Genomic DNA, 21861 nt, shown 5'->3' with positions numbered 1-21861 from the left:
AGGAAATACTATGTCATCAAATCGCCAACCTGACTTCAGTCGTTACTTAATTATTATCTTGATGCTGGTCGCTGGGGTCGCATTCTTGGGACTCGGCTTTCTCCTTTATCAAGCCATGACACAAAGACCTAAGAAACCTGAAGTTTCGAGTACAGTCCTTGTGTCCAGTCAAGAGTCGGAGGCCTCTACTAGACTACTTGCTCTATCATCGGACAGTCCGTCTGTCGAATCCCAACCAAGCCAGTCTCTCTCTGATAAGAATCAAGCTGTCCAGTCAGCATTTTCTGATTTATATGGAACCAAATCAACTAAGCTTGCCTATTATTTCCAAGAAGTGACGCCAAGTAGTCAAGGGACTGCTTTGGTGAATCAGTCGGGGTCAATCAAGTCGGCTAGCATTATCAAACTCTTCATCATGCAAGTCTTGTTAGAGGAAATTAAGGCTGGACACTTAAGTTGGCAAGAGATGATTAGCATGATGGCTGAAGACCAGGTAGGAGGGACAGGCAATCTCCAAGCGGCAGAGCCGGGCACTTCCTATAGCCTTGAAGACTTGGCCTTAGAAATGTTAATTCACTCTGATAATACCGCAACCAATCTGATTATTGAACGTCTAGGTGGCCTATCTGCGGTTCAAGCCAAGATTCAGTCCCTTGGCTATCAAGATACTCGTTTACAGCGCTTAATGATGGACCAAGTCGCGATTGCTGAAGGAAGGGAAAACTTCACCAGTGCGCGTGAAGTCGGCCAGCTCTTAGCCAAGCTATATCAGCATAAGCTAGTAGGGCAAGAACAGGATCAAATTTTCTTAGACTTTTTAGCCCAACAAACAGACCGTCAAGGGCTAGTTGCGTCACTTCCACAAGGCGTCACCAGCTATAATAAGACAGGAACCAACTCAGCCCAGGGCTTGCAACATGATGCAGCCATTGTACAGGAATCTAATCAATCAGCCTATGTTTTAGTGGTCGTACAAGAAGGTCCAGGACAAGGTGACTTGTTAAAGCCGCTCCAAGAGATTGGTCAGCGGGTCTATGAGCTTATGAAAGACTAAAAGACAGGTCTTAGCTAGCTAGTCTTGAGCATATGTGTTAGCGAGTGCTAGAATTTCAAGTTTTTTCAAAAAAGGCTTGAGATTTATAAAGTGTTCGTGCTATAATACTTGAGTACTGTTGAGGTATCAGCAAGAAATGATTTGAGGAGGTTGTGACAATGCGTGTTAACATTAACTTAGAATGTACAGAATGCGGCGATCGTAATTACTTAACTACCAAAAACAAACGTAATAACCCAGATCGTTTAGAAGTAAAAAAATACTGCCCAAGATTGCGTAAAGTAACTTTACACCGTGAAGTGAAGAAGTAAGACGCGGCATAAGATACAAGCCACAGCTCGTAGTACTGACTACGAGCTGTTTTCTTACTATTTGTCCAGAAACTATATTACGTTTAGATGACAAGCACAATCATAAGTTGAAAATACAGGAAAACGCTTGATATAATAGATTAGCATTAGTGAAAGGAGGGGAAATAAAGTGCAAAAGTTTAATAAATTAGGCCAAGCTATGCGGTCACCACGCTATTTCCCCTTGCTAGTCCTTCTTGTGATCCTGACTCTGTCCAGTCTGGTGGTTTTCTGGGTACAAACATCGAGTCAGGTGACCATTCAGAATGCTAGTGTCACGCTGAGACAATCACCGGATACCAACGCTAAGTCCATTAGCTCTATTGCCAAAGATCAAGTAGTCCATGTCATTAAGAAGGAAGAGAACTGGCTTAATGTTCGCTATCGTCAACGGGAAGGTTGGCTACCACAATGGCTATTAGACCAACCAAGTCTGTCATCTGACCAAGGCTTGACAGCACAAGTTAAGAAAACTACACCTTTCTACCAAAAGGCATCCACTTCGAGTGCCAAGATTCGGGATTTGACCGAAGGTTACCAATACGATGTGGTGAGTGAGTCAAAGGGCTGGACTGAACTGATTGTTAATAATCAACCGGGCTATGTGGCCACAGCTGACTTAACCCTTTCTACCAAGGAGCAAATTCAAGCTCAACAGGAGACGATTCGGCCTGAGGATATTGACATTACCAATGCCCAATATATTCAAGTTCGGTCAGAAGGTCAGGCCTTCCACAGTGAGCCAAATCTTGAGAGCACACCTTACTATAACCCAAGCTTTAATCAGCGTTTCAAATATCTGGGAACGGTTAATGGCGACGACGGTACAGAATTCTATCATGTAGAGGACCAAAATGGTCAACGTGGCTATGTAGAGTCTCGTATTGTAGCCTTTGAAGATGCCTCTAAAGACCATGTGGATGGTCCGATTGCACATTCCCTCAATGGGGCGGTTATCTTAATTGATGCGGGCCACGGTGGGAGCGACCCAGGGGCTATTAGCCAAGATCCATATGCTCAAGAGAAGGCCGTAACCTTAGCTGCTTCAAATGTCTTGAAGGCTAAATTAGAAGCTCAAGGTGCAGTTGTCATGATGACTCGTACGAGCGATACAGATGTCAGCCTTGAAGAGCGCGCACAGCTAGCCAACCAAGAGAAAGTGGATGCCTTTATTAGTATTCACTTTGATGAGGCAAGTAGTAACATCGCCTCGGGGATTACAACTTACTACTATCATTCTCAAGATGAATCCTTAGCTAATTTAGTTAATACAGAGTTAGCTAAAATCCAACTCAATAATCAAACCCTCGGCAACAATGGGGTTCACTTCGGTAACTATTATGTCTTAAGAGAAAACCATCAGCCAAGTCTGCTCTTAGAATTAGGTTATATGAGTAATAAAGACGACTTGAAACTAATTCAAAATTCTGGTTACTATGATGCAGTTGCTGAAGGAATTGTTAAGGGCTTAGAAGAATATTTGGAATCTTCGGCTAGAGCACAATAGGCTTGACGTAGAAAATAAAACGCGGTAAAATACATAGAAATAAGCAAAGAAATCGATGACGTAGACAAGTAGAGGTTTTACTTCAGAGAGTGTTCCCTAGGCTGCAAGGACACAAATTAAACCTTCAAGACACTACCGAGATGAATAAGTGAAAACTTATTCCGCTGACCCCGTTAAGGTCCAAAGGCATGTAGTAATCATGCGAAGAATAGGTGGTACCACGTTTCAACACGTCCTATAATCCTCAGGGGTTATAGGACGTGTTTACTTTTATAGAGAACCATCACCAATATTACTAGGAGGCAATAATCATGGCACAAGTAAAAAGAATGAAGGGCACGGTTGATATCTTGCCAGCAGAAAGTCGAATCTGGCAGTATATAGAAGATTCAGCCCGCGCTGTTTTTGAAACCTATAATTTCCAAGAAATCCGGACTCCCTTATTTGAAGCCTATGAGCTATTTGCTCGCTCATCAGGGGATACTTCGGAGATTGTATCCAAAGAAATGTATGACTTTAAGGATAAGGGCGACCGCCATTGCGCTCTGCGTCCGGAAGGGACAGCAGGGGTGGTTCGGGCATATGTTGAAAACAAACTTTTTGGCCCCGAACATGCTAAACCATACAAAGTCTACTATATGGGGTCCATGTTCCGTTATGAACGCCCTCAAGCCGGCCGGCAACGTCAATTTAACCAAATTGGGGTAGAAGTCTTCGGTTCGACCAATCCAGCGACAGATGCGGAAACCATCGCTCTGGCATGGGACTTCTTCCAGGAATTGGGTATTGAAGGTTTAACCCTCTATGTCAACTCCCTAGGGTCAGCCCAAGACCGAGCACGCTACCGTCAAGCCTTGGTTGACTATTTCACACCATTGGCTGACCAGTTAAGTGCAGACTCACAACGTCGCCTGACTGACAATCCTATGCGGATTTTAGATTCTAAGGCACCAGAAGATAAGGCGCTAGTAGCTAATGCGCCAAAAATTCCAGACTACCTCAGCCCAGAAAGCAAGGAACACTTCGAGACCGTAAAGGCCATGTTAGAGGCCCTAGAGATTCCATATCTTGTTGATCCATCAGTGGTTCGTGGTTTGGATTACTATCAAGATACGATTTTTGAAATTATGGTAGATGATCAAGCCATTGGGGCAAAATCTACCATCTGCGGTGGTGGCCGTTATGATGGTTTGGTAGAGGCTCTTGGTGGTCCTGCAACACCTGGTTTTGGTTTCGGGATTGGGGTAGAACGTCTCTTACTACTCCTCAAGCAACAGGAAGTGGAAGTACCTGAAGCTGAACCCTTCGATGTTTATGTCATGGGATTAGGTCAGGCAAGCAATATCATGGCCTTGCGTCTAGTTCAAGCAGCCCGTAAAGAAGGCTTGTTGGCAGAACGGGATTACCTGGATCGCGGCCTCAAGGCACAATTTAAGCAAGCTGACAAGCTCAAAGCCCAAGTGATTTTGACAATCGGGGAAGACGAGTTAGCGGCCGGGACCGTACAAGCCAAGCATCCAGCTAGTGGCAAGCAAGTCACACTGCCACTTGATCAAGTATTAGAAGACTTTATGGGGACTTACCGCCAATTAACGGTGGATACCTCAGTCATTGATAAGTATTTTAAGGGGGAATTATAATGACTACAAAACGTTTGTACTGTGGTCAAGTCGGCCAAGAACAAGTTGGCCAAACCATCACACTAAAAGGTTGGGTACAAAAACGACGCGACCTCGGGGGCTTAATCTTTATTGACTTAAGAGACCGTGAAGGTTTCTGTCAGGTTGTGCTCAATGGTGACCACTTAGGGGAGGCCATGGCCGACGCTGAGCGTATTCGTAGCGAGTATGTCCTAGAAGTGACGGGGACGCTACAATACCGTGATGAGAAACAACGTAACCCCAAAATTCCGACTGGTGATTTTGAATTGGTGGCTGAGAAGCTGACTATTCTAGCAACTTCTAAGACACCACCTATCTACTTAGACGATGAGGCTGAGATTCAAGATGATCTCCGTATGCGGCATCGCTTCTTAGACCTTCGCCGCCCACGTATGCAGGCTAACTTACGCCTCCGTCATCAAGTAACTAGCGCCATCCGCCGTTATTTGGATGATTTAGGCTTTATCGATGTTGAGACACCTTATTTGACTAAGTCTACTCCTGAAGGGGCGCGTGACTATTTGGTTGCGACTCGTGAAGCAGGTAAGTTCTTCGCCTTACCTCAATCACCGCAATTATTCAAGCAGTTGTTAATGGGGGCAGGCTTTGACCGTTACTATCAAATCGTGCGTTGCTTCCGTGACGAAGATTTACGGGGCGATCGTCAACCAGAGTTTACTCAGATTGACTTAGAAACTAGCTTCTTAAACCAAGCCGACATCCAAGAAATCGTGGAACATATGCTAAAAGAAGTGGTCAAGGCTACCAGAGGTCTGGATATGACTGATGCCTTCCCAAGCATGACTTATGCCCATGCCATGGCTCATTATGGGGTTGATAAACCAGATATTCGTTTTGACATGACCTTGAAGGATTTAAGTGACTTTGCTGCCAACTGTCAATTTTCTGTGTTTGCTAACACGGTCAAAGAGGGTGGCCAAGTTAAGGCAATTAACCTTAAGGGGCAAGCAGACGCATACACTCGCAAGACTGCAGATGCTTTAGTAGAAGTAGTCAAACCATATGGTGCTAAAGGCCTTGCTTGGTTGAAAGTAACCGAAGAAGGCTTGAACGGTCCAATTGCCAAGTTCTTTGCTGAACCAGCTGACACGCAAGCCATTCTAGACTTGACCCAAGGGGAACCTGGTGACATTCTCTTCTTCGTAGCGGATAAACCTCAAGTGGTTGCTGCTGCTTTGGGTGAGTTACGGGTTAACCTAGCCAAAGCTCATCAACTCTTTGACGAGGATGCCTTAGCCTTTGTCTGGATTACAGACTGGCCGCTCTTCGAATATGACGAAGAAGCAGGGCGCTACTTTGCAGCCCACCATCCATTTACTTCGCCACAAAACCTTGATTTAGAAGTCCTAAAGGCCAATCCAGATCAAGCCCTAGCGCAGGCCTATGACATCGTACTTAACGGCTATGAGATTGGTGGGGGCTCCATCCGGATTCATACCCGTGCCATGCAAGAGCAAATGTTTGACTTGCTTGGTTTCACACCAGAAGAAGCACAAAGTCAATTTGGCTTCCTCTTGGACGCCTTAGACTACGGCTTCCCACCACATGGTGGTTTGGCACTTGGTCTAGACCGTTTGGTCATGCTCTTAGCCAAAGAGCCAAACATCCGGGAAGTCATTGCCTTTCCTAAGAATGGTCGTGGGGTGGATACCTTTATCCAAGCCCCAAGTCATGTAGCTAGCGCTCAATTACAAGAGTTGCATCTCCAAGTAGAAGCAGAATAAGCATAAAAAATGCCCTGACAGAATTTTCTGTCAGGGCATTTTGCCTTAGTTTTCATGTTTGTGTAGGTCTAGCATCTTGAGGATAATGGCAGCTGATTCTTCAATGCTACGTTGGGAGACGTCTAGGGTTTGGCAACCAATGCGTTCATAAACTTCTTGGGCAAAGTCAAATTCTTCCTGAATGCGATCGAAGGAGGCGTACTTAGTTGGACTAGTAATGCCATATTCCCGCATGCGAGCATCCCGGTGTTGGTTAATAACTTCAACCCGGTTAGTCAGTCCGACAATCTTGTTAGGGTCTAACTTGAAGAGAATTTCTGGTAATTCATTTTCTGGAATTAGTGGCAGGTTAGCTGCCTTGTAACCTAACATAGCCAGATACATGGAGAGGGGCGTCTTACCTGTACGGGAGACACCCAGTAGGATGATATCGGCTTCTTCGAACCCTTTAGGGTCCTTACCGTCATCAAAAGACATACAATATTCCATAGCCCGAATCTTGTCGAAGTAGCGGTCAGATAGCTCGTGTTGGGCCCCAATAATCTTGGTTGGTTTCATGTTGATTCGGTAGCCAATCTCGTCCACAATCGGTTGAATGAGATTGTAGTAGGTCAGCTGGTGCTTGTTGAAAAAGCGTTCAGCATAGGCTGCCATTTCATTGTCAATCATGGTCATGAAGATTAAGCCTTCATGGGCCGCCGCATCTTCTAAGGCAATATCCAAATCGTTTATATTTGAAATAAAGTTGTATTTGTGACATACTTTATGTGCAGACGGATATTGAACTAGGGATGATTGCGCAACTTTTTGCGCAGTTTCTCCAATCGCATCCGAAATAATAAAGTAATGTAAAGTTGGACGTGTGTCTTCCATGGTGAGTCGCCTCCAATTCTTAATCACTTATATCATAGCATATCAGAAGGGGGCTTGTATATGGTTGATCATCACCATCATGATTGCCATGGCCATCATCACTGTCAATCGCATGACCATCAGGAGACTGAGGACATGTCAGTGGATGAAATTGTTAAGCGTGGCATGGCACAGTTAAAAGCAGCTGGCTACAAAATGACCAAGAAGCGTCAGGAGATTCTGCATTTATTTGCGGAAAATCAACGCTATCTGAGCGCCAAGTATATTCATCAACAATTAGCCAAAGACTATCCGACTATGAGCTATAATACGACTTATCGCAATATTTATGATTTTGTGGATGAAGGCCTCTTAGAAGCCACGGAGTACAATGGTGAGCAAATGTTCCGTATTAACTGTTGGAACTGCGACCATGGACACCACCATCACCATTTTATCTGCACCGTGTGTGGCCGGACTATCCCCTTGGATGCATGTCCTATGGACCAGGTTAAGACCGACCTATCCCAAGTGGAAATCGAATGGCATCGTTTTGATGTTTTTGGTAAGTGTGCGCAATGTAAAGGTAAATCATGAAAATTATGGTAGTAAAACCTTAAAAAATGAAAAAAGCCTATTGAAAAATAGGTAAGAAGTAGGCTATAATAGACAAGGAATCTTATTTAGATGCTTTATCTAGGAAAGGTTACTAAAAGCTCGGAGGGAGGGAAACCCATGTCTAAAACAGTCGTTCGTGAAAACGAATCTCTAGATGACGCTCTTCGTCGCTTTAAGCGTAACGTTTCTAAAACAGGTACTTTAAGAGAGGCACGTAAACGTGAGTTTTACGAAAAACCATCTGTACGTCGTAAGAAGAAATCAGAAGCAGCTCGTAAACGTAAGTTTTAATAACATTACGCTAGCTTATAAATAGCGATACATAGCGATTCAAAACACTCAGTGACCAAGGTCATTGGGTGTTTTACTTTGCTTGCAAATTTGGCCTGAAAAGGGGATAATAAAAACATCATTAGGACAAGGTGGGATGACCATGAATCAACAAGTAGCTGATTTCTGCCAACGGTATTTTACAGACCGTCGTGGTAGTAACTGTAAGAAATGGGACTTAAGTCAAGAACTTTTCGGAGCACCAGATCTACTGGGAATGTGGATTGCGGATATGGACTTTAAGGTACCTGAAGCGGTCCAAAAGGTTTTACATGAGCGGGTAGACCACGGGGTCTTTGGCTACTCCTATCCTTGTCCAGAATACTATCAAGCCTATGCTAAGTGGCAACAAGAAAGAGCTGGCGTACAGATTGAGTCTGACTGGGTACGTTTCTCACCAGGGGTGGTTAGCAGCTTCTATTGGTTGGTTCAAATCTTGACCCAGCCGGGTCAAGGGGTCATGATTATGACACCTGTTTATCCACCCTTCCATGGCGCTGCTAAAGACACGGGCCGTAAATTAGTGGACTACCAGTTGCAATTGCGCAATAACCGCTATGAAATTGACTTCGATGCCTTGGAGAAGCAAATTATAGAGGACGAGGTCAAATTACTCATTCACTGCTCACCGCACAATCCAACAGGTCGTCTATGGAGTCTAGAGGAGTTGGAGCAGCTCCTTGCCATTTGCCGTCGTCATCATGTTTATCTGATTTCTGACGAAATCCATCAAGACTTTGTAGCGGCAGGCAATCAGTTTGTTTCTGCCTTGGATGACCGCCTAAGCGTCTATCGTGACCTAGTCATTGTCTTAAACTCACCCTCTAAGACCTTTAATTTAGCGGGCCTGCTTAATTCCCATGTGGTTATTCCAGATGAAAAATTGCGTCAAGCATACGACCGAGGCGTGGCACCTTATCAGCAAGCCAGCCACTCCCTGATGGGCTTACTGGCCACACAAGCAGCCTATGAATCTGGTAGCCAGTGGTTAGAAGGTCTTAATGCAACAGTAGATTACAATGATGACTACTTACGCCGAACCCTATTAGCTGCCTTTCCGGATTTGGTTATACCTGACCGTCAAGCTACCTATGTCACCTTTATAGATTTTGGGGCCTATTTGCCAGTAAGTCAGATTAAGGATTTCATGATTCATGAAGCGGGGCTGGCAGTTAACTTTGGGGTGACCTTTGGCCGTCAAACTGCCACTTTCGTTCGTCTCAATTGTGCCACCCATCCAGATTTTGTGGCTGAGGCTGCAGAACGCATCATTTCCGCTTTGAATAAGCGATTAAATCAAGAGTAAAGGAGTTTACTTATGTCTATCCAACGTATTATTTCAGATAAGTTACCCAAAGCAGTAGGACCTTATTCACATGCTAGCTATGTCAAGGGTTGGCTCTATGCCTCAGGCCAATTGCCAATCGACCCTGTTTCTGGTAATATGCCGGCCACTATTGGGGACCAAACCCATCAAGTCTTTGCCAACCTCAAAGCCTTATTAGCTGAAAAGGGCATGACATTTGACCATGTCGTTAAGACGACTGTTTTCCTCAATGACATTGCCGACTTTGCAACAGTCAACGGAGTGTATGGCCAATACTTTAGCCAAGACCACTATCCAGCTCGATCAGCCTTTCAAGTGGGGAAACTTCCACTTAATGCAGGCATTGAAATCGAATTGGTAGCCTATAAGGAGGAAGCCTAATGACTTTAACAGAACGGATTAATCAAGATATTAAAACTGCCATGAAGGCTAAGGACAAGGATAGCCTTAAGGTTTTGCGCATGCTGAAAGCAGCTCTTCAGAAAGAGGCGCTAGAACAGCCTGAGCCCTTAAGCCAAGACCAAGAAATTACCATTATTTCACGGGAACTCAAGCAACGTCGTGATTCCCTGGCTGAATTTAAGAAAGCGGATCGCGAGGATTTGGTGTCAGCTACCCAGGACGAGATTGTCATCGTCCAAAAATACTTGCCAGAACAACTCAGTCCTGAGGCTTTAGAGGCCAAGATTCGTGAGATTATGGCGCAAGTGGGAGCTACTAGCAAGGCAGATTTCGGCAAGGTCATGGGATTAGCTGCTAGTAGCCTTAAAGGCCAAGCAGAAGGCAAGGCCATTAATGAGACAGTTAAACGTCTCTTAGGATAAGCTATGTTAACAGGAGCTGTGCTCCTGTTTTTTGTTTTAAGGCCCAAAAATGGCACAAATCATGACTTTTAGTCCAAGACAAGGTATAATAGAATCAACCTAGTGTGTCCACTAGTATCTAGCCTGACGTCGTCTGAGACGTGAAAAAGAGAGGGATTGCTTATGACGGAACAACACCCATATAGTCAGACATTAATTATTTCCAATCCGGATTGGCTTTTAGCCATTTTGGGCAATCAAGATCACCATATTCAATTACTTGAAGAACACTTTGAAGTGCTTATCACGACGCGGGGTGAGCAATTAACCATTACCGGTCGTCAAGCGGCTGTAGAGTTGACCTTAGAGGTTGTTAACCAATTAGTGCAGTTGCTAGAACGCCATATTACGCCACACACCATGGACATTGTGACTGCAATTAAAATGGCCCAGAACAATACCTTGGATTACTTCCTCAACCTCTATGAAGAAGTCATTGGTCGAGCAGCAGATGGCCGGGCTATCCGGGTCAAAAACTTTGGTCAGTTACAATATACGCGCGCCATTGCCAAACAGGACGTGGTTTTCGGCATTGGGCCTGCAGGGACTGGTAAAACCTTCTTAGCTGTAGTGCTAGCGGTTCAAGCCTTGAAGGAAGGCCGAGTGAAGAAGATTATCTTGACTCGTCCTGCGGTAGAAGCAGGGGAGAGCCTAGGCTTCTTGCCTGGTGACCTTAAGGAAAAGGTCGATCCCTATTTGCGTCCGGTTTATGATGCGCTCTACACGATCTATGGGGCAGAACAAACCAACCGTCTGATGGAACGCGGCGTCATTGAAATTGCGCCTTTGGCCTATATGCGGGGCCGCACCTTGGATGATGCCTTTGTTATCTTAGATGAGGCTCAAAATACGACCATAGCCCAGATGAAAATGTTCTTAACGCGTTTAGGTTTCGGCTCTAAGATGATTATTAACGGAGATAGAACGCAAATTGACTTACCAAAAGGGGTAAAATCAGGTTTGGTTGATGCTCAAAGCAAGCTCAAGGGAATTGACCGCATCCAATTTGTGACCTTTGATTCCTTCGATGTGGTGCGTCACCCTGTAGTGGCAGATATTATCAAGGCTTATAGTCGCAAGTTGCCCGATGAGAACATGGGCGAAGTGTAGGTGATAGGAATGAATCGACGTTTAGAGCGTCTGCAAGCTAAGATGGGCTTGAGTTATCAAATCCTAGTGGGGCTAGTTCTGGCACTTTGGCTCTTGCTTTTGGGCTATTCCAGTGTTCAACCTAGAACTTATAATTTTGCCCTTAACCGAGTAGCTGATATTACCGTTCGGGCTCCTAAGACAGTAGAAGATACTGAACGAACAGAAGAATTACGCCAACATGCACGCAGTCGTGTTTCCGATGTTCGACTTTACTCACCCGAAGTTAAAAACCAACAGGTTGATTTGTTGAATCAGTATTTTTCATTTGTCAAAGGCGTAAGGCAGAAGGATTATCGTGCCAGCGACCTTGAGTCGGCTGCCCGCGCTCAAGGCTGGTCTGATAATGACCTTGAGACCCTTAAGGCATCCTTTACTAGCAACAGTCAACGCCTCTATTGGACTCAATTAACGGAGGCAGAGCGACTCTTGCTCTATAATCAAAGTTTAAAACAAGGGTCAGTTGCCCTCATGAGTTTGAATGAATCCTTGCCAGATAATGCCCGGAATCTTTGGCTATCACTCGATGATAAGCAGTTTGAAACAATGTCAACTTATGTGGTTGATTTGCTGAGTCAAACCTTAAGTCAGGAAATTGAGCCTGCTAATACTGCGGCTAACTTAAGCAAGCTACGGGCTAGCCTTCGTGAAGCAGGGCAATATAGTCAGTATCAGTCGGCCCTGGTAGACTTCATTCAACCATTTATTGTACCAACCCTGGTTTATAACCAAGCAGAAACTAACCGCTTGAAAGAAGAAGCGGCGGCTGCCGTTCAACCAGCTTATATTCTTCAAGGTCAAATTATTGTACAAGAAGGGCATGTCATTGATTCGACAGTCTTGCGTCAGCTCAAGCTCTTTGGTTACTTGGATGCCAGTGTTGGACGCTATAATGCTTATATCTTTTATGCCTTAATTATTGCGCATTTCCTCTTGCTCTTAGGATTGAATACCGACGGTTTCCGTTTCAAACAAGCCCCTAGTGCCAAGGTGCAAATGAATATGACCATCTATGCGCTTGCCTTTGGTGGCCTATTCGCTGTCTTGAAGGCCCTAGAATTTATTCAAGTAGGGGGCTTGGCCTGGGCAACGCTCTTGCTACCAATTAGCCTGTGGCCATTGCTTGTGGTACCTAAAACCAGTATTCGAGATGGTTTAATTGGCTTGGTTTCTTTTAATGTTATGGCACTCTTTGTTTTGAGCGATGTTTTTAACGTTTTGGAAAGTCTCTTGCCCTTGGTCTTTTATTGCTTCACAGGTTTAATCGGTATGATCTTGGTTAACGCCAAGGTTTGGTTAGGGCGCAAACGACGCTTTGTGCCAGCCTATATCGGCCTGCATCTATTGACCATTCTGCCTTTAATATTGGGCTTCAACATGGATTTAGCAAGCTTCCAAGGCCAACGTATGGCAGGTCTAATGCTAGCTAATATCCTGATGACGGTTATTTTCTACCTGTCCTTATCTCCTTATTGGGAGCGACTTTTCAATCCTAGTGCAGAGTTAAGTCTACAGCAGTTGGCCAATCTCAATCATCCCTTACTGAAGGTTTTGATTGAAAAGGCACCAGGGACCTATCATCACAGTATGATGGTAGCCAACCTCAGTGCCAACGCAGTAGAAGCCATTGGCGGAAATTCTCTGCTAACGCGGGTGGCAAGCTACTACCATGATGTAGGTAAAACACTGCATCCACTCTTTTTCGTTGAGAATTTGCCTGCAGGCGTTGAAAATCCACATAAGATGATTAAGCCAATTGAAAGTGCCAAGATTATTACAGGCCACGTAGCGGCTGGGGTAGAAATTATGGAGGCTCATGATTTACCTGCTTCTATTCAAGATATATGTTGGCAACACCATGGAACTACGCTAGTCCAATACTTCTTCTACCAAGCCCAACAGGAAGGACATCCTGTAGATCAGGCGGATTTCCGTTATCCAGGACCTAAGCCGCGAACTAAGGAAGCTGCTGTCATCATGATTGCTGATTCGGTTGAGGCTGCTAGCCGTACGCTTAAGGAGTATAGTCAAGCAAGCATAGAAGGACTTGTAGGCGGTATTATCCAAGGTAAAGTGGCGGATGATCAGTTTTCTGACTGTGGCTTAACTGTTAATGAATTAAAAATCGTACAAGCCTCTCTAATTCGTGGAGTCGCAAGTATGTATCACACCCGTATAGAATATCCTAAGTAGGCCATTTAGGATTAGAAAGGACATTTATGTTAGTTGATATTATTGATGACCAAGCCTACCTGGCATCTGGTCAAGAAAAATTGCTTCATGAAGTCATTGAAGCAGCTGCAAAGTATCTGAACTTGCCTGAGGGAATTGAATTGGATTTGTCCATTGTTTCTAATGAGGAAATTCAGACTCTCAACCGTGACTACCGCGGTTTGGATAAGCCAACGGATGTTTTGAGCTTCGCCTTGACTGAAGTAACTAGTGAGTTTGATGTGGACTTCGCCCATCTAGATCTTGCTGAAGAGGAGACAGAAGATTTAGATGATGCTGATTTTGAGGAAGAAGAAGATTTACCCCAACACTTAGGGGACATCATCATTTCCTACCCACGCGCCCTAGAACAAGCTCAGGACTATGGTCACAGTCTAGACCGTGAACTGGCTTTCCTAGCGGTTCATGGTTTCCTTCATCTCAATGGCTATGACCATCAGACAGAAGAAGAAGCGCAGGAAATGTTTAGAATCCAAGAAGAGGTGTTGACGACTTATGGTCTCACGCGATAAACACCCCTACAAGCATCATGCCAATCCAAGTATCTTGGCTTCCTTCCGCGCTTCATTGTCCGGTTTGGGCTATGCCTTAGCTAATGAGCGTAACCTCAAGGTTCACGCGGGGGTGACCGTCTTGGTTTTAATCATAGTGGGCTTGCTTGGAGTCAATGCCGTTGAGGCTAGTCTCTTGCTGCTTGTGACAGGATTGGTTTGGTGCATGGAGCTGGTCAATAGCGCCGTGGAGGCCACAGTTGACTTGGTAGTTGGAGAACAATTACATCCCTTGGCCAAGGTTGCCAAGGATGTAGCAGCAGCTGCAGTTGTTGTGGCGGCTTTGGTGGCAGTAGGAGTGGGATTCCTGGTCCTAGGCCCTAAAGTCTGGCATGTGCTAGCCATTCTGTTAGGTCTTGCTTAAGTCTTAGAGAAAGAGAGCGTGAAACGTGAGTAATCAAGCATTTAAATCTGGTTTCGTAGCCATTATAGGTCGCCCTAATGTTGGTAAATCAACCTTACTTAATCGTTTTGTAGGGCAGAAAATCGCCATTATGTCGGATAAGGCACAGACCACTCGTAATCGAATTCAAGGGGTCTTAACCAATGATCAAGCCCAAATTGTTTTCATTGATACACCGGGTATTCATAAGCCTAAACATGCCTTAGGTGACTTTATGGTCAATACGGCTTATAGCGCCCTCAAAGGGGTAGATGCCGTATTATTTGTGGTTAATGCTGCAGAAAAAATGGGCCCTGGCGATCGATTGATTATGGAACGTATCCAGAATGTTAAGGTTCCTGTCTTTTTAGTCATTAACAAGATTGATTTAGTCAAACCTGATGATCTTTTGCCTATTATTGAAGGTTACCAAGAAGTCAGAAGCTTTGACCAAGTCTTTCCGATTTCGGCTACGCAAGGCAATAATGTGCCGGAATTGGTGGCTAAGTTGCAAGAAGCCTTACCGGAAGGACCTAAGTACTATCCAGATAGTCAAATTATGGACCATCCCGAATATTTTGTAGTGGCCGAATTTATCCGTGAAAAAATCTTACTCCTGACTCAGGAAGAGATTCCCCATTCTGTTGCAGTTCAAGTGCAAAGTATGCAACGCAATGAGAATGGCAAGATTGAAGTTCAAGCATCTATTATTGTGGAACGCAAGAGCCAGAAGGGGATTATCATTGGAGCCGGCGGCCAAATGATTAAGAAAATCGGCCAACTTGCTCGGCGTGATATTGAGCAATTGCTGGATGATAAGGTTTATTTAGATTTGTGGGTCAAGGTTCAAAAGAATTGGCGCGATCGTCAAACTAATCTTAGCGATTTTGGCTATCGTCCAGATAACTACTAAGAGATGGTGATAGAAGGGAGAAGGGGGCATGAATGAACGGTTTGAGGGCATTGTCCTCTTCAAGCGTCCTCACCGCGAACATGATGGCTTGGTCAAGATTTTTACCCAAGAATTTGGGACTAAGATGTTCTTTGTGCGCGGTCTTTATCGGGGCCATCATCGGCTGACAAGCGCCTGCCTCCCTATGACCCATCATGCCTATATTGGTGATATTCAAGACGACGGCCTCTCTTTCCTAAAGGAAAGCCAGTCAATCCAACTTTTCCAAAGATTGCAGGCTGATATCTTGCTTCAGGCCTATGGCATCTATGTCTTACAACTCCTGGATGCTGCTCTAGAGGACAATCAAGCCAATCCTAAGCTCTATCAGCTTCTACTACAGGTGCTTGAGGCCTTAAATCAAGGCTTAGCTCCTCAAGTCATTGTGGCTTACCTAGAAATTCATCTCTTGCCACTTTTTGGCATTCATATTCAATGGGCTTCTTGTGCAAGTTGCCAGGTCAGTGATCGACCCTTAAGATTTAGTCTCAAGCGTCAAGCCGTCTTGTGTGACCGTCATGCCTCTTTGGATATTCATTGCTTACCAGTTTCTAGTCGAGCAGTGCACCTAGCCCGACGTCTGTCTCAAGTGGATTTAAAACAAATCCAGAACATTAACTTAAGTGATCAGACTCTTAAGGACTTGCGAATACTCATGGATGCTATCTACCAAGAATATGTCGGTATTCGTCTCAAGAGTAAGTCCTATTTGAATCAGATTACGCAATTAGACTGGTCAAGTACTTAGTTTAAGCTTTTTTGTCGCTTAATGGGTGATGAATAGCTAACAAATTACTGAGATTCTAGGCTATGGGCTAATCCCTAAAAGATTAAGAATTTGGAAATCAGGTGAATAATTCGTCTTTTCGTGGTAGAATAAGTGGAAACAAATTTCAATTAGCAAAATAGCTACGGGAGGTTCCATGAAAAACATCAAAACCAATGCCCTCGCGAATTTCTTAGTGCGATTTGCAAACGTGGTGGTGCCTGTCCTCACAGGAACCTATATTAACCGGGTCTTTCAAAACTCGGTAGAATATAACTACTTTAATGCTGGCGACACGCTGATGAACATTTTTTTACCTTTTGCCTCATTAGGGGTTTATTATTTTGGTGTCCGGCAAATTAGTAAGGTTAAGCATGACCGGGATCAGGTCAATTACTTCTTCTCGAGCCTGTTCTACATTACGGTTATTTCATCCATTCTAACGACCCTATTCTATGTGGGCTATGTCTATGCGACCGTTCACCAGAAGAGTCAGTTGGCAATCTACTTAGTTTTGGGAAGTCAGATTCTATCTAGCTTCCTCTATATTGAGTGGATGGTGGAGGCTTTCGAGAATTATCGTTTTATCTTAATTAAGACCATCATCTTGCGAATTATTATGATTGTGGCGCTCTTTGGCTTTGTTAAAACGGCGGAAGATATTATCATTTATGCAATGGTCATGTCTGGTGCTCAAATTCTCAACTATCTCTTCGGTTTTGTCTGGATTAAGCGCCAAGTCAAGCTTGTTAAGGTCAAGGTTAAAGACATGTTGTCCATGATTCTGCCTTTGATTAGTTTGCTGCTTATGTCTAGTGCAGTGACCCTTTATACGGCTTTAGACAAGCTCTTCCTATCCTATACAGATTCAGAGGATGCCGTCAGCCTTTATAGCCAAGGTCAAAAAATTTCAACTATGATTGCGACTCTGATTAGTAGTCCAATCTCAGTAAGTATTCCGCGTTTGGGCTACTATCTAGGCCAGAATAACCGTGAAGCCTATGACAACCTAGTCTACAAAGGGGCACGTCTCTTTGCCTTCTTGATTGCGCCAATTAGTTTAGGGCTCTTCATAACAGGCAATTATGCTGTCTTGCTTTATGGTGGGGGCGCCTATATGGGAGCCGCGACTGTAACAGCTATCTTCGGGATTCGGAGTATTACTTGGTCTATTGAGACCCTTTTCGCTAATCAAATCATCTTCATTCATGGCTATGAACGGAGTTTGACCCTTTATTATTTCGCCTGTGGCTTACTCAACCTAGTCTTCAAGTTCCTACTCCTTAATATGCATTTCTCATCTCCAGAAATCTATATCTTAACCACTTGGTTGTCAGAAGGGGTCCTAATTGCCCTCGAAATCTACTTTATCAAACGCCATGGCTTAATTAAGTTAAAACCTGTTATTGGCAGTTTCTTACGCTATGGGCTGATTGCAGCAGGGTTTATCCCAATCAGCATAGTGGTTAAGGCACTATCTCCAGTGCAAATGACGCATTTAAACTTAGCCGTCTTAGTAAATCTTGCCATTTTAATGACCCTATGTGGTATCTACTACCTTGCGGCCCTCTGGTTGCTTAAAGATCCTGTACTGACCGGCATGGTAGAAGCAGTTGGCAATAAATTAAGAAGAAGGGGATAGACCATGTCAGACTTAATTACGGTTGTAGTTCCTGTATACAATGTGGAATCATATCTGGAGCGATGCGTGACCAGCATTCGCAAGCAAAGTCATACTAACCTTGAAATCTTGTTAGTCAATGATGGCTCTACTGATAAGAGTTTAGAAATCTGTCAGCGTCTAGAGCAAGAAGATCAACGCATTCGCCTTATCTCGCAGGCCAATGGTGGTCTATCTGCGGCGCGTAATTCGGGCATTGCCCAAGCAAAAGGGCAGTATATTGCCTTTATTGACAGTGATGATGTGATCTCATTAGATATGATGAAGACTCTTTATCAAGAGATGGTCTCTGCCCAAGCAGACTTGGCCATGTGCTCACACTATGATATCTATGATGACCAGATTCCGAGTGGACCAGAAGCAGAAGCACAGACTTGGATCTTTACAGCCAAAGAGGCCATTGGCCATGTGATGGCGGCTAAAGGCTTTACAGTCATGGCCCCAACTAAACTCTATAAGCGCTCACTTTTCGATGACTTGAAATTTGAGATAGGAAAAATCGCTGAAGATGCCTTTATCATGATTCGCTTGTTAGCCAAGTGTCAGCGAGTGGTAGCGACGGATGCCAAGCTCTATTACTATATGCATCGCCCGAATAGCATTACCACCCAGAAATTTTCGCTCAAGTACCTCAATGTGATTGAGGCTTATCAACAAAACTATGAAATTATCAAACGGGACTACCCAGATTTGTTGCCAGTAGCTATGACACGGCTCTATTGGGCGCATTTCTATGTCTATGATCGTTTGTTGCTAGATTCAGACTATCAAGATGACAGTCTTAAAAAACGCCTACGGTCCTATCTAACAGACCACTTTTGGCAGATTATGCGTGATCCGCTTTTCACCAAGGGGCGTAAACTTAGTATGCTTGCTTTACAGATTAGTCCTGCTCTCTATAAGCAAATCATTAGTAAGAAATACAAAAAGGAGTTGCATGGATAAATGATACGATTAGATTGGATTGAGAAACATTACTACCAAATCAATACTTGCTTTCTTTTAGCGTTGATTATGTATTGTATGGCAGGGTTGATTGTTCCCTTACAATTTCTCAGTGCCCATCCTTTAGTATATGGTACCATCACCTTAATGGGGTGCTTATTAGGGCTCTATAACTTATTATCCAAGAAAGTTCATCTCAAACTCAGTTTACTACCTTGGCTAGTTGCTTTCTTCCTCTTGAATATTGTAACAAGTCTCTTGGTGGTTAACTTTGGTTATATGGCAAACTTTAAGAATATGGTCATATTCTTCCTTTATTTCTTTGCCATTTACCCAATCTTTATTAATTTGGGTCAAGGACAAGCTAAGCGTTTGCTCAATAACATGTTCTGGTTAGTTGTCATCGTCAATACTATCGGTGATTTAATTTCCATTGGCCAATTCGTTGCCTTAATTGGCTATCACGTCAGCGACTATAAAGGTTTAATTATTCGTCAAGGCTTTATTGAGTCGCGTTTGTTTGGGATTTTGGCTAGCCCTAACTACTTGGCTATTATCTCGCTATTGGTAGTCCTATTCCTCTTAAGTCAATGGCGCAAGAGTCAGGTGACTTGGATGAAAGTGGCAATCGTCTCGTCGATTTTCATAAACTTCGTTTACATCGTCTTATCAGGTTCTAGAACAGCCTTATTATGCTTGCTTGCTGCTACCCTAATCTACAGCATGGTCAACATCTCTGGCTGGCAATTGAAGAAGCGTTTCTTGACTATCTGTGTGGTCTTTGCTGCTATTGGTGTAGGTGTCTACAGTGTCGACACAGTAGGGGAATTTTACTTACAACAATCAGGTGGCGTTCGTATCTTGAATGACGAGGAGAGCCTAGCAGGTAAGCCAAATGTGACCACTGGTGAAGGTACATTAAAACGGTCAGATACTGAGGAAACCAATATCTCTAATAACCGTTTTGATATTTGGAAGTCAACCTTAGCTCTAGTTCCTTACCGTCCAGTCTTAGGTTTTTCTTCAGGTAACTGGCACAGTGTAGCCAAGTCATATGATGCCAATAGTTATGTGGTTAAGCAACACTATCTCACTCATAACGGTTATATTGAAGTCCTATTCTACAATGGTATCTTAGGCTTTATCACCTTAGGCTTCTTTATCTTGGCATCTACCAAGCGTCTTTTAGCCAAATGGTGGGCACTTAACAAGAAAGGAGTTAGCCGTCAGGATTTAGACATGATTCTAGCTATGATGGCAGCTATCTTTACTTCCAACTTGTTCTTAAGTTCGACCTTATACGGGATTTCCTTCTTAGGGGTCATCTTATTCTCTATTTTAGGATATTATGAAGCGGTTATATCTAAGGATTATGCTGGATACCGTCAGTTAAATGACCAAGAAGTCCGTCGAGTTGAACTTGAAATAATGGACTATATCCATGCCATTTGCCAACGTGAGCAAATCCAATATAGTTTGGCTTACGGCACTTTACTTGGTGCAGTGCGCCATCAAGGTTTCATTCCTTGGGATGATGATATGGATATTGCCTTAGTTCGTTCAGAGTATGAGCGTCTCTATCAAGCCATCAAGTCAGACCGTCATCCAGTTTACCAGGTGACGGGTTACCAAGATGCTTGGCATTATCCTTTCCCGTTTTATCGTGTGGTCGATAAGCGTACTTTCTATGAAAACAATACTTTAGCATGGCCAAGTAAATTAGGTATCTGTGTAGACGTCTTTCCCTTTGACCATGCTAAGGGCGATCAAGCAAAAATGGACCGCCTAGATCAGTTTCGTCAACTTTCGGCCTATTCTTGGAATGGCATTCGTAACGAAGAGGGCGGCTTAGGTAACCTTATTCGCTATGCCGTGAATTTCTTCTTCCGTCTCTTGCCACCTCGTATTTGGAACCGAAAAATGGACCAATTAGCACAGAAGGGGAGCGACTCTAATCGCCTTGATTACTTGATGGAGAAGAAGCGTCGCGATACAAGTTTTGTTAAGACGGCACATGAACAAGTTCAAGAGGCCCAATTTGAAGATCGCCGCTATCAAATTCTGTCAGATTACGATCAAGTTCTGACGGCTATCTATGGAGCAGATTATATGCAATTGCCTGCAGAAGAAGACCGTGTTCAACATGCACCATTTACTGCTTACAGGGAGGAAGCCTAAATGTCACTTATGCAATGGGCTAAACGGAGTTTGGCCAGCCTCTTAGGTAAACACAAGGATAGCATTAAAAAATTGCCGATTATTAAGCAGCTAAATCAGAAGGCTAACAAAGAATTAGATGAAGGGCGTCAAGCTCTATTAAGGGCCAATTTCGACCGAATTTTAGAGATTGTCTATGATCAAACTCATTTAAACTTTGACTTATGGCTAGATTTCGGTAGTCTGCTAGGTTACTACCGTGAAGGTGGACGCATTGAGCATGATATTGATATGGACTTTGCTCTCAAAGTCAGTGACTTAGAGGCCTTTGATGTCTATGAAGGTCATCTCTTAGCCAATGGATTTCGTAAACGCAAGGACTTTACCTATGAGGGGAAAGTCGTAGAACGGGCCTATGATTTCAATGGGCTTAACATCGACTTTATCTTCTATGAGGTTACAGAGAGTCAATTTTCGAGTGTCACCATTGATTTCAAGATTAATGCCATTGGCCAGCCAACTCGCTTGATGTCTTATCGTTATCAATTACCACTAATGGAGATTGTTTGGGCCAATATTGAAGAGCATAAAGTAATGGTACCGCAAGATTGCCATCGCTATCTGTCCTTACTCTATGGCGCAGATTTCATGGAGCCTAACACTCACTATCATTGGCAAGCTAACCCGATTTATCAGCAAGTATCGTCTGAACCAGCTCAAGTTAAGCTCTTACCTTAAG

The 21861-nt window shown here is 43.9% G+C and carries 21 protein-coding genes; 20 read left to right on the top strand and 1 reads right to left on the bottom strand.

Annotated elements, in window-relative coordinates; all coding sequences use genetic code 11:
• Positions 1 to 10 precede the first annotated feature (10 nt).
• The 5 genes from Q0339_RS08330 to aspS all read left to right on the top strand — a co-directional run bounded on the left by Q0339_RS08330 (position 11) and on the right by aspS (position 6317).
• On the top strand, positions 11 to 1054 hold the full coding sequence (locus tag Q0339_RS08330; RefSeq protein ID WP_298078365.1) for a serine hydrolase: 1044 nt from the start codon (positions 11 to 13) through the stop codon (positions 1052 to 1054).
• Between the two features lie 158 nt (positions 1055 to 1212).
• Positions 1213 to 1365 carry a 50S ribosomal protein L33 gene (gene rpmG / locus Q0339_RS08325; RefSeq protein ID WP_070755656.1) on the top strand — a complete coding sequence of 51 codons (153 nt, stop codon included), beginning with the start codon at positions 1213 to 1215 and terminating at the stop codon, positions 1363 to 1365.
• 169 nt (positions 1366 to 1534) lie between these two features.
• Positions 1535 to 2911: an N-acetylmuramoyl-L-alanine amidase gene (locus Q0339_RS08320; RefSeq protein ID WP_298078363.1), complete on the top strand. Its 1377-nt coding sequence runs from the start codon at positions 1535 to 1537 to the stop codon at positions 2909 to 2911.
• Between the two features lie 311 nt (positions 2912 to 3222).
• Positions 3223 to 4551, top strand: a complete 1329-nt coding sequence (hisS, locus tag Q0339_RS08315; protein WP_298078362.1) for a histidine--tRNA ligase — start codon at positions 3223 to 3225, stop codon at positions 4549 to 4551.
• Complete coding sequence (gene aspS / locus Q0339_RS08310; protein WP_298078361.1) at positions 4551 to 6317, top strand: aspartate--tRNA ligase; 1767 nt, start codon at positions 4551 to 4553, stop codon at positions 6315 to 6317. The genes hisS and aspS overlap by 1 nt, the downstream gene beginning before the upstream one ends.
• A 45-nt stretch (positions 6318 to 6362) precedes the next feature.
• On the opposite strand, the gene Q0339_RS08305 is transcribed toward aspS, so the two are convergent.
• Complete coding sequence (locus Q0339_RS08305) at positions 6363 to 7190, bottom strand: pyruvate, water dikinase regulatory protein (protein WP_298078360.1); 828 nt, start codon at positions 7188 to 7190, stop codon at positions 6363 to 6365.
• Between the two features lie 60 nt (positions 7191 to 7250).
• Between Q0339_RS08305 and Q0339_RS08300 the strand changes: the two genes are divergently transcribed.
• From Q0339_RS08300 to Q0339_RS08230, 15 genes are all read left to right on the top strand, one after another.
• A complete protein-coding gene (locus tag Q0339_RS08300; RefSeq protein ID WP_298078359.1) occupies positions 7251 to 7766 on the top strand; it encodes a Fur family transcriptional regulator in 516 nt (171 codons plus the stop codon).
• 138 nt (positions 7767 to 7904) lie between these two features.
• Positions 7905 to 8078 carry a 30S ribosomal protein S21 gene (gene rpsU / locus Q0339_RS08295; RefSeq protein WP_035364261.1) on the top strand — a complete coding sequence of 58 codons (174 nt, stop codon included), beginning with the start codon at positions 7905 to 7907 and terminating at the stop codon, positions 8076 to 8078.
• A gap of 142 nt (positions 8079 to 8220) precedes the next feature.
• Positions 8221 to 9423: a MalY/PatB family protein gene (locus Q0339_RS08290; RefSeq protein ID WP_298078356.1), complete on the top strand. Its 1203-nt coding sequence runs from the start codon at positions 8221 to 8223 to the stop codon at positions 9421 to 9423.
• 12 nt (positions 9424 to 9435) lie between these two features.
• On the top strand, positions 9436 to 9825 hold the full coding sequence (locus tag Q0339_RS08285; protein WP_291454942.1) for a Rid family detoxifying hydrolase: 390 nt from the start codon (positions 9436 to 9438) through the stop codon (positions 9823 to 9825).
• Positions 9825 to 10268 (top strand): GatB/YqeY domain-containing protein, encoded by a 444-nt coding sequence (locus tag Q0339_RS08280; RefSeq protein ID WP_070755649.1) that lies wholly within the window; start codon positions 9825 to 9827, stop codon positions 10266 to 10268. Before Q0339_RS08285 ends, Q0339_RS08280 begins: the two co-directional genes overlap by 1 nt.
• Before the next feature lie 162 nt (positions 10269 to 10430).
• A complete protein-coding gene (locus Q0339_RS08275) occupies positions 10431 to 11417 on the top strand; it encodes a PhoH family protein (RefSeq protein ID WP_298078354.1) in 987 nt (328 codons plus the stop codon).
• Between the two features lie 9 nt (positions 11418 to 11426).
• Positions 11427 to 13649 carry an HDIG domain-containing metalloprotein gene (locus tag Q0339_RS08270; RefSeq protein ID WP_298078353.1) on the top strand — a complete coding sequence of 741 codons (2223 nt, stop codon included), beginning with the start codon at positions 11427 to 11429 and terminating at the stop codon, positions 13647 to 13649.
• Positions 13650 to 13675: 26 nt separating this feature from the next.
• Positions 13676 to 14200 (top strand): rRNA maturation RNase YbeY, encoded by a 525-nt coding sequence (ybeY, locus tag Q0339_RS08265; protein ID WP_298078352.1) that lies wholly within the window; start codon positions 13676 to 13678, stop codon positions 14198 to 14200.
• Positions 14184 to 14603, top strand: a complete 420-nt coding sequence (locus Q0339_RS08260) for a diacylglycerol kinase family protein (protein ID WP_298078351.1) — start codon at positions 14184 to 14186, stop codon at positions 14601 to 14603. The genes ybeY and Q0339_RS08260 overlap by 17 nt, the downstream gene beginning before the upstream one ends.
• 25 nt (positions 14604 to 14628) lie before the next feature.
• On the top strand, positions 14629 to 15534 hold the full coding sequence (era, locus tag Q0339_RS08255) for a GTPase Era (RefSeq protein ID WP_298078350.1): 906 nt from the start codon (positions 14629 to 14631) through the stop codon (positions 15532 to 15534).
• 28 nt (positions 15535 to 15562) lie between these two features.
• Positions 15563 to 16321 carry a DNA repair protein RecO gene (gene recO, locus Q0339_RS08250; RefSeq protein WP_298078349.1) on the top strand — a complete coding sequence of 253 codons (759 nt, stop codon included), beginning with the start codon at positions 15563 to 15565 and terminating at the stop codon, positions 16319 to 16321.
• Between the two features lie 175 nt (positions 16322 to 16496).
• Positions 16497 to 17981 carry an oligosaccharide flippase family protein gene (locus Q0339_RS08245; protein WP_298078348.1) on the top strand — a complete coding sequence of 495 codons (1485 nt, stop codon included), beginning with the start codon at positions 16497 to 16499 and terminating at the stop codon, positions 17979 to 17981.
• 3 nt (positions 17982 to 17984) lie between these two features.
• Entirely contained in the window at positions 17985 to 18965 is a 981-nt protein-coding gene (locus Q0339_RS08240; protein ID WP_298078347.1) for a glycosyltransferase, read from the top strand.
• Positions 18966 to 21143: a LicD family protein gene (locus Q0339_RS08235; protein WP_298078346.1), complete on the top strand. Its 2178-nt coding sequence runs from the start codon at positions 18966 to 18968 to the stop codon at positions 21141 to 21143.
• Positions 21144 to 21860 (top strand): phosphate ABC transporter permease, encoded by a 717-nt coding sequence (locus tag Q0339_RS08230; RefSeq protein ID WP_298078345.1) that lies wholly within the window; start codon positions 21144 to 21146, stop codon positions 21858 to 21860.
• Position 21861 lies beyond the last annotated feature (1 nt).

The organism is uncultured Abiotrophia sp. (assembly GCF_938010525.1).
GTDB lineage: Bacteria > Bacillota > Bacilli > Lactobacillales > Aerococcaceae > Abiotrophia.
This window is presented reverse-complemented; position numbering and strand designations above follow the sequence as displayed.

What these genes read in the sequence shown, in the direction of transcription:
- Q0339_RS08270 (WP_298078353.1), top strand. Translation starts at nt 11,427, where the DNA reads ATGAATCGACGTTTAGAGCGTCTGCAAGCTAAGATGGGCTTGAGTTAT.
- rpmG (WP_070755656.1), top strand. Translation starts at nt 1,213, where the DNA reads ATGCGTGTTAACATTAACTTAGAATGTACAGAATGCGGCGATCGTAAT.
- Q0339_RS08285 (WP_291454942.1), top strand. Translation starts at nt 9,436, where the DNA reads ATGTCTATCCAACGTATTATTTCAGATAAGTTACCCAAAGCAGTAGGA.
- Q0339_RS08290 (WP_298078356.1), top strand. Translation starts at nt 8,221, where the DNA reads ATGAATCAACAAGTAGCTGATTTCTGCCAACGGTATTTTACAGACCGT.
- Q0339_RS08230 (WP_298078345.1), top strand. Translation starts at nt 21,144, where the DNA reads ATGTCACTTATGCAATGGGCTAAACGGAGTTTGGCCAGCCTCTTAGGT.
- Q0339_RS08260 (WP_298078351.1), top strand. Translation starts at nt 14,184, where the DNA reads ATGGTCTCACGCGATAAACACCCCTACAAGCATCATGCCAATCCAAGT.
- recO (WP_298078349.1), top strand. Translation starts at nt 15,563, where the DNA reads ATGAATGAACGGTTTGAGGGCATTGTCCTCTTCAAGCGTCCTCACCGC.
- Q0339_RS08330 (WP_298078365.1), top strand. Translation starts at nt 11, where the DNA reads ATGTCATCAAATCGCCAACCTGACTTCAGTCGTTACTTAATTATTATC.
- Q0339_RS08275 (WP_298078354.1), top strand. Translation starts at nt 10,431, where the DNA reads ATGACGGAACAACACCCATATAGTCAGACATTAATTATTTCCAATCCG.
- Q0339_RS08280 (WP_070755649.1), top strand. Translation starts at nt 9,825, where the DNA reads ATGACTTTAACAGAACGGATTAATCAAGATATTAAAACTGCCATGAAG.
- ybeY (WP_298078352.1), top strand. Translation starts at nt 13,676, where the DNA reads ATGTTAGTTGATATTATTGATGACCAAGCCTACCTGGCATCTGGTCAA.
- Q0339_RS08305 (WP_298078360.1), bottom strand. Translation starts at nt 7,190, where the DNA reads ATGGAAGACACACGTCCAACTTTACATTACTTTATTATTTCGGATGCG.
- aspS (WP_298078361.1), top strand. Translation starts at nt 4,551, where the DNA reads ATGACTACAAAACGTTTGTACTGTGGTCAAGTCGGCCAAGAACAAGTT.
- rpsU (WP_035364261.1), top strand. Translation starts at nt 7,905, where the DNA reads ATGTCTAAAACAGTCGTTCGTGAAAACGAATCTCTAGATGACGCTCTT.
- Q0339_RS08300 (WP_298078359.1), top strand. Translation starts at nt 7,251, where the DNA reads ATGGTTGATCATCACCATCATGATTGCCATGGCCATCATCACTGTCAA.
- hisS (WP_298078362.1), top strand. Translation starts at nt 3,223, where the DNA reads ATGGCACAAGTAAAAAGAATGAAGGGCACGGTTGATATCTTGCCAGCA.
- Q0339_RS08235 (WP_298078346.1), top strand. Translation starts at nt 18,966, where the DNA reads ATGATACGATTAGATTGGATTGAGAAACATTACTACCAAATCAATACT.
- Q0339_RS08245 (WP_298078348.1), top strand. Translation starts at nt 16,497, where the DNA reads ATGAAAAACATCAAAACCAATGCCCTCGCGAATTTCTTAGTGCGATTT.
- Q0339_RS08240 (WP_298078347.1), top strand. Translation starts at nt 17,985, where the DNA reads ATGTCAGACTTAATTACGGTTGTAGTTCCTGTATACAATGTGGAATCA.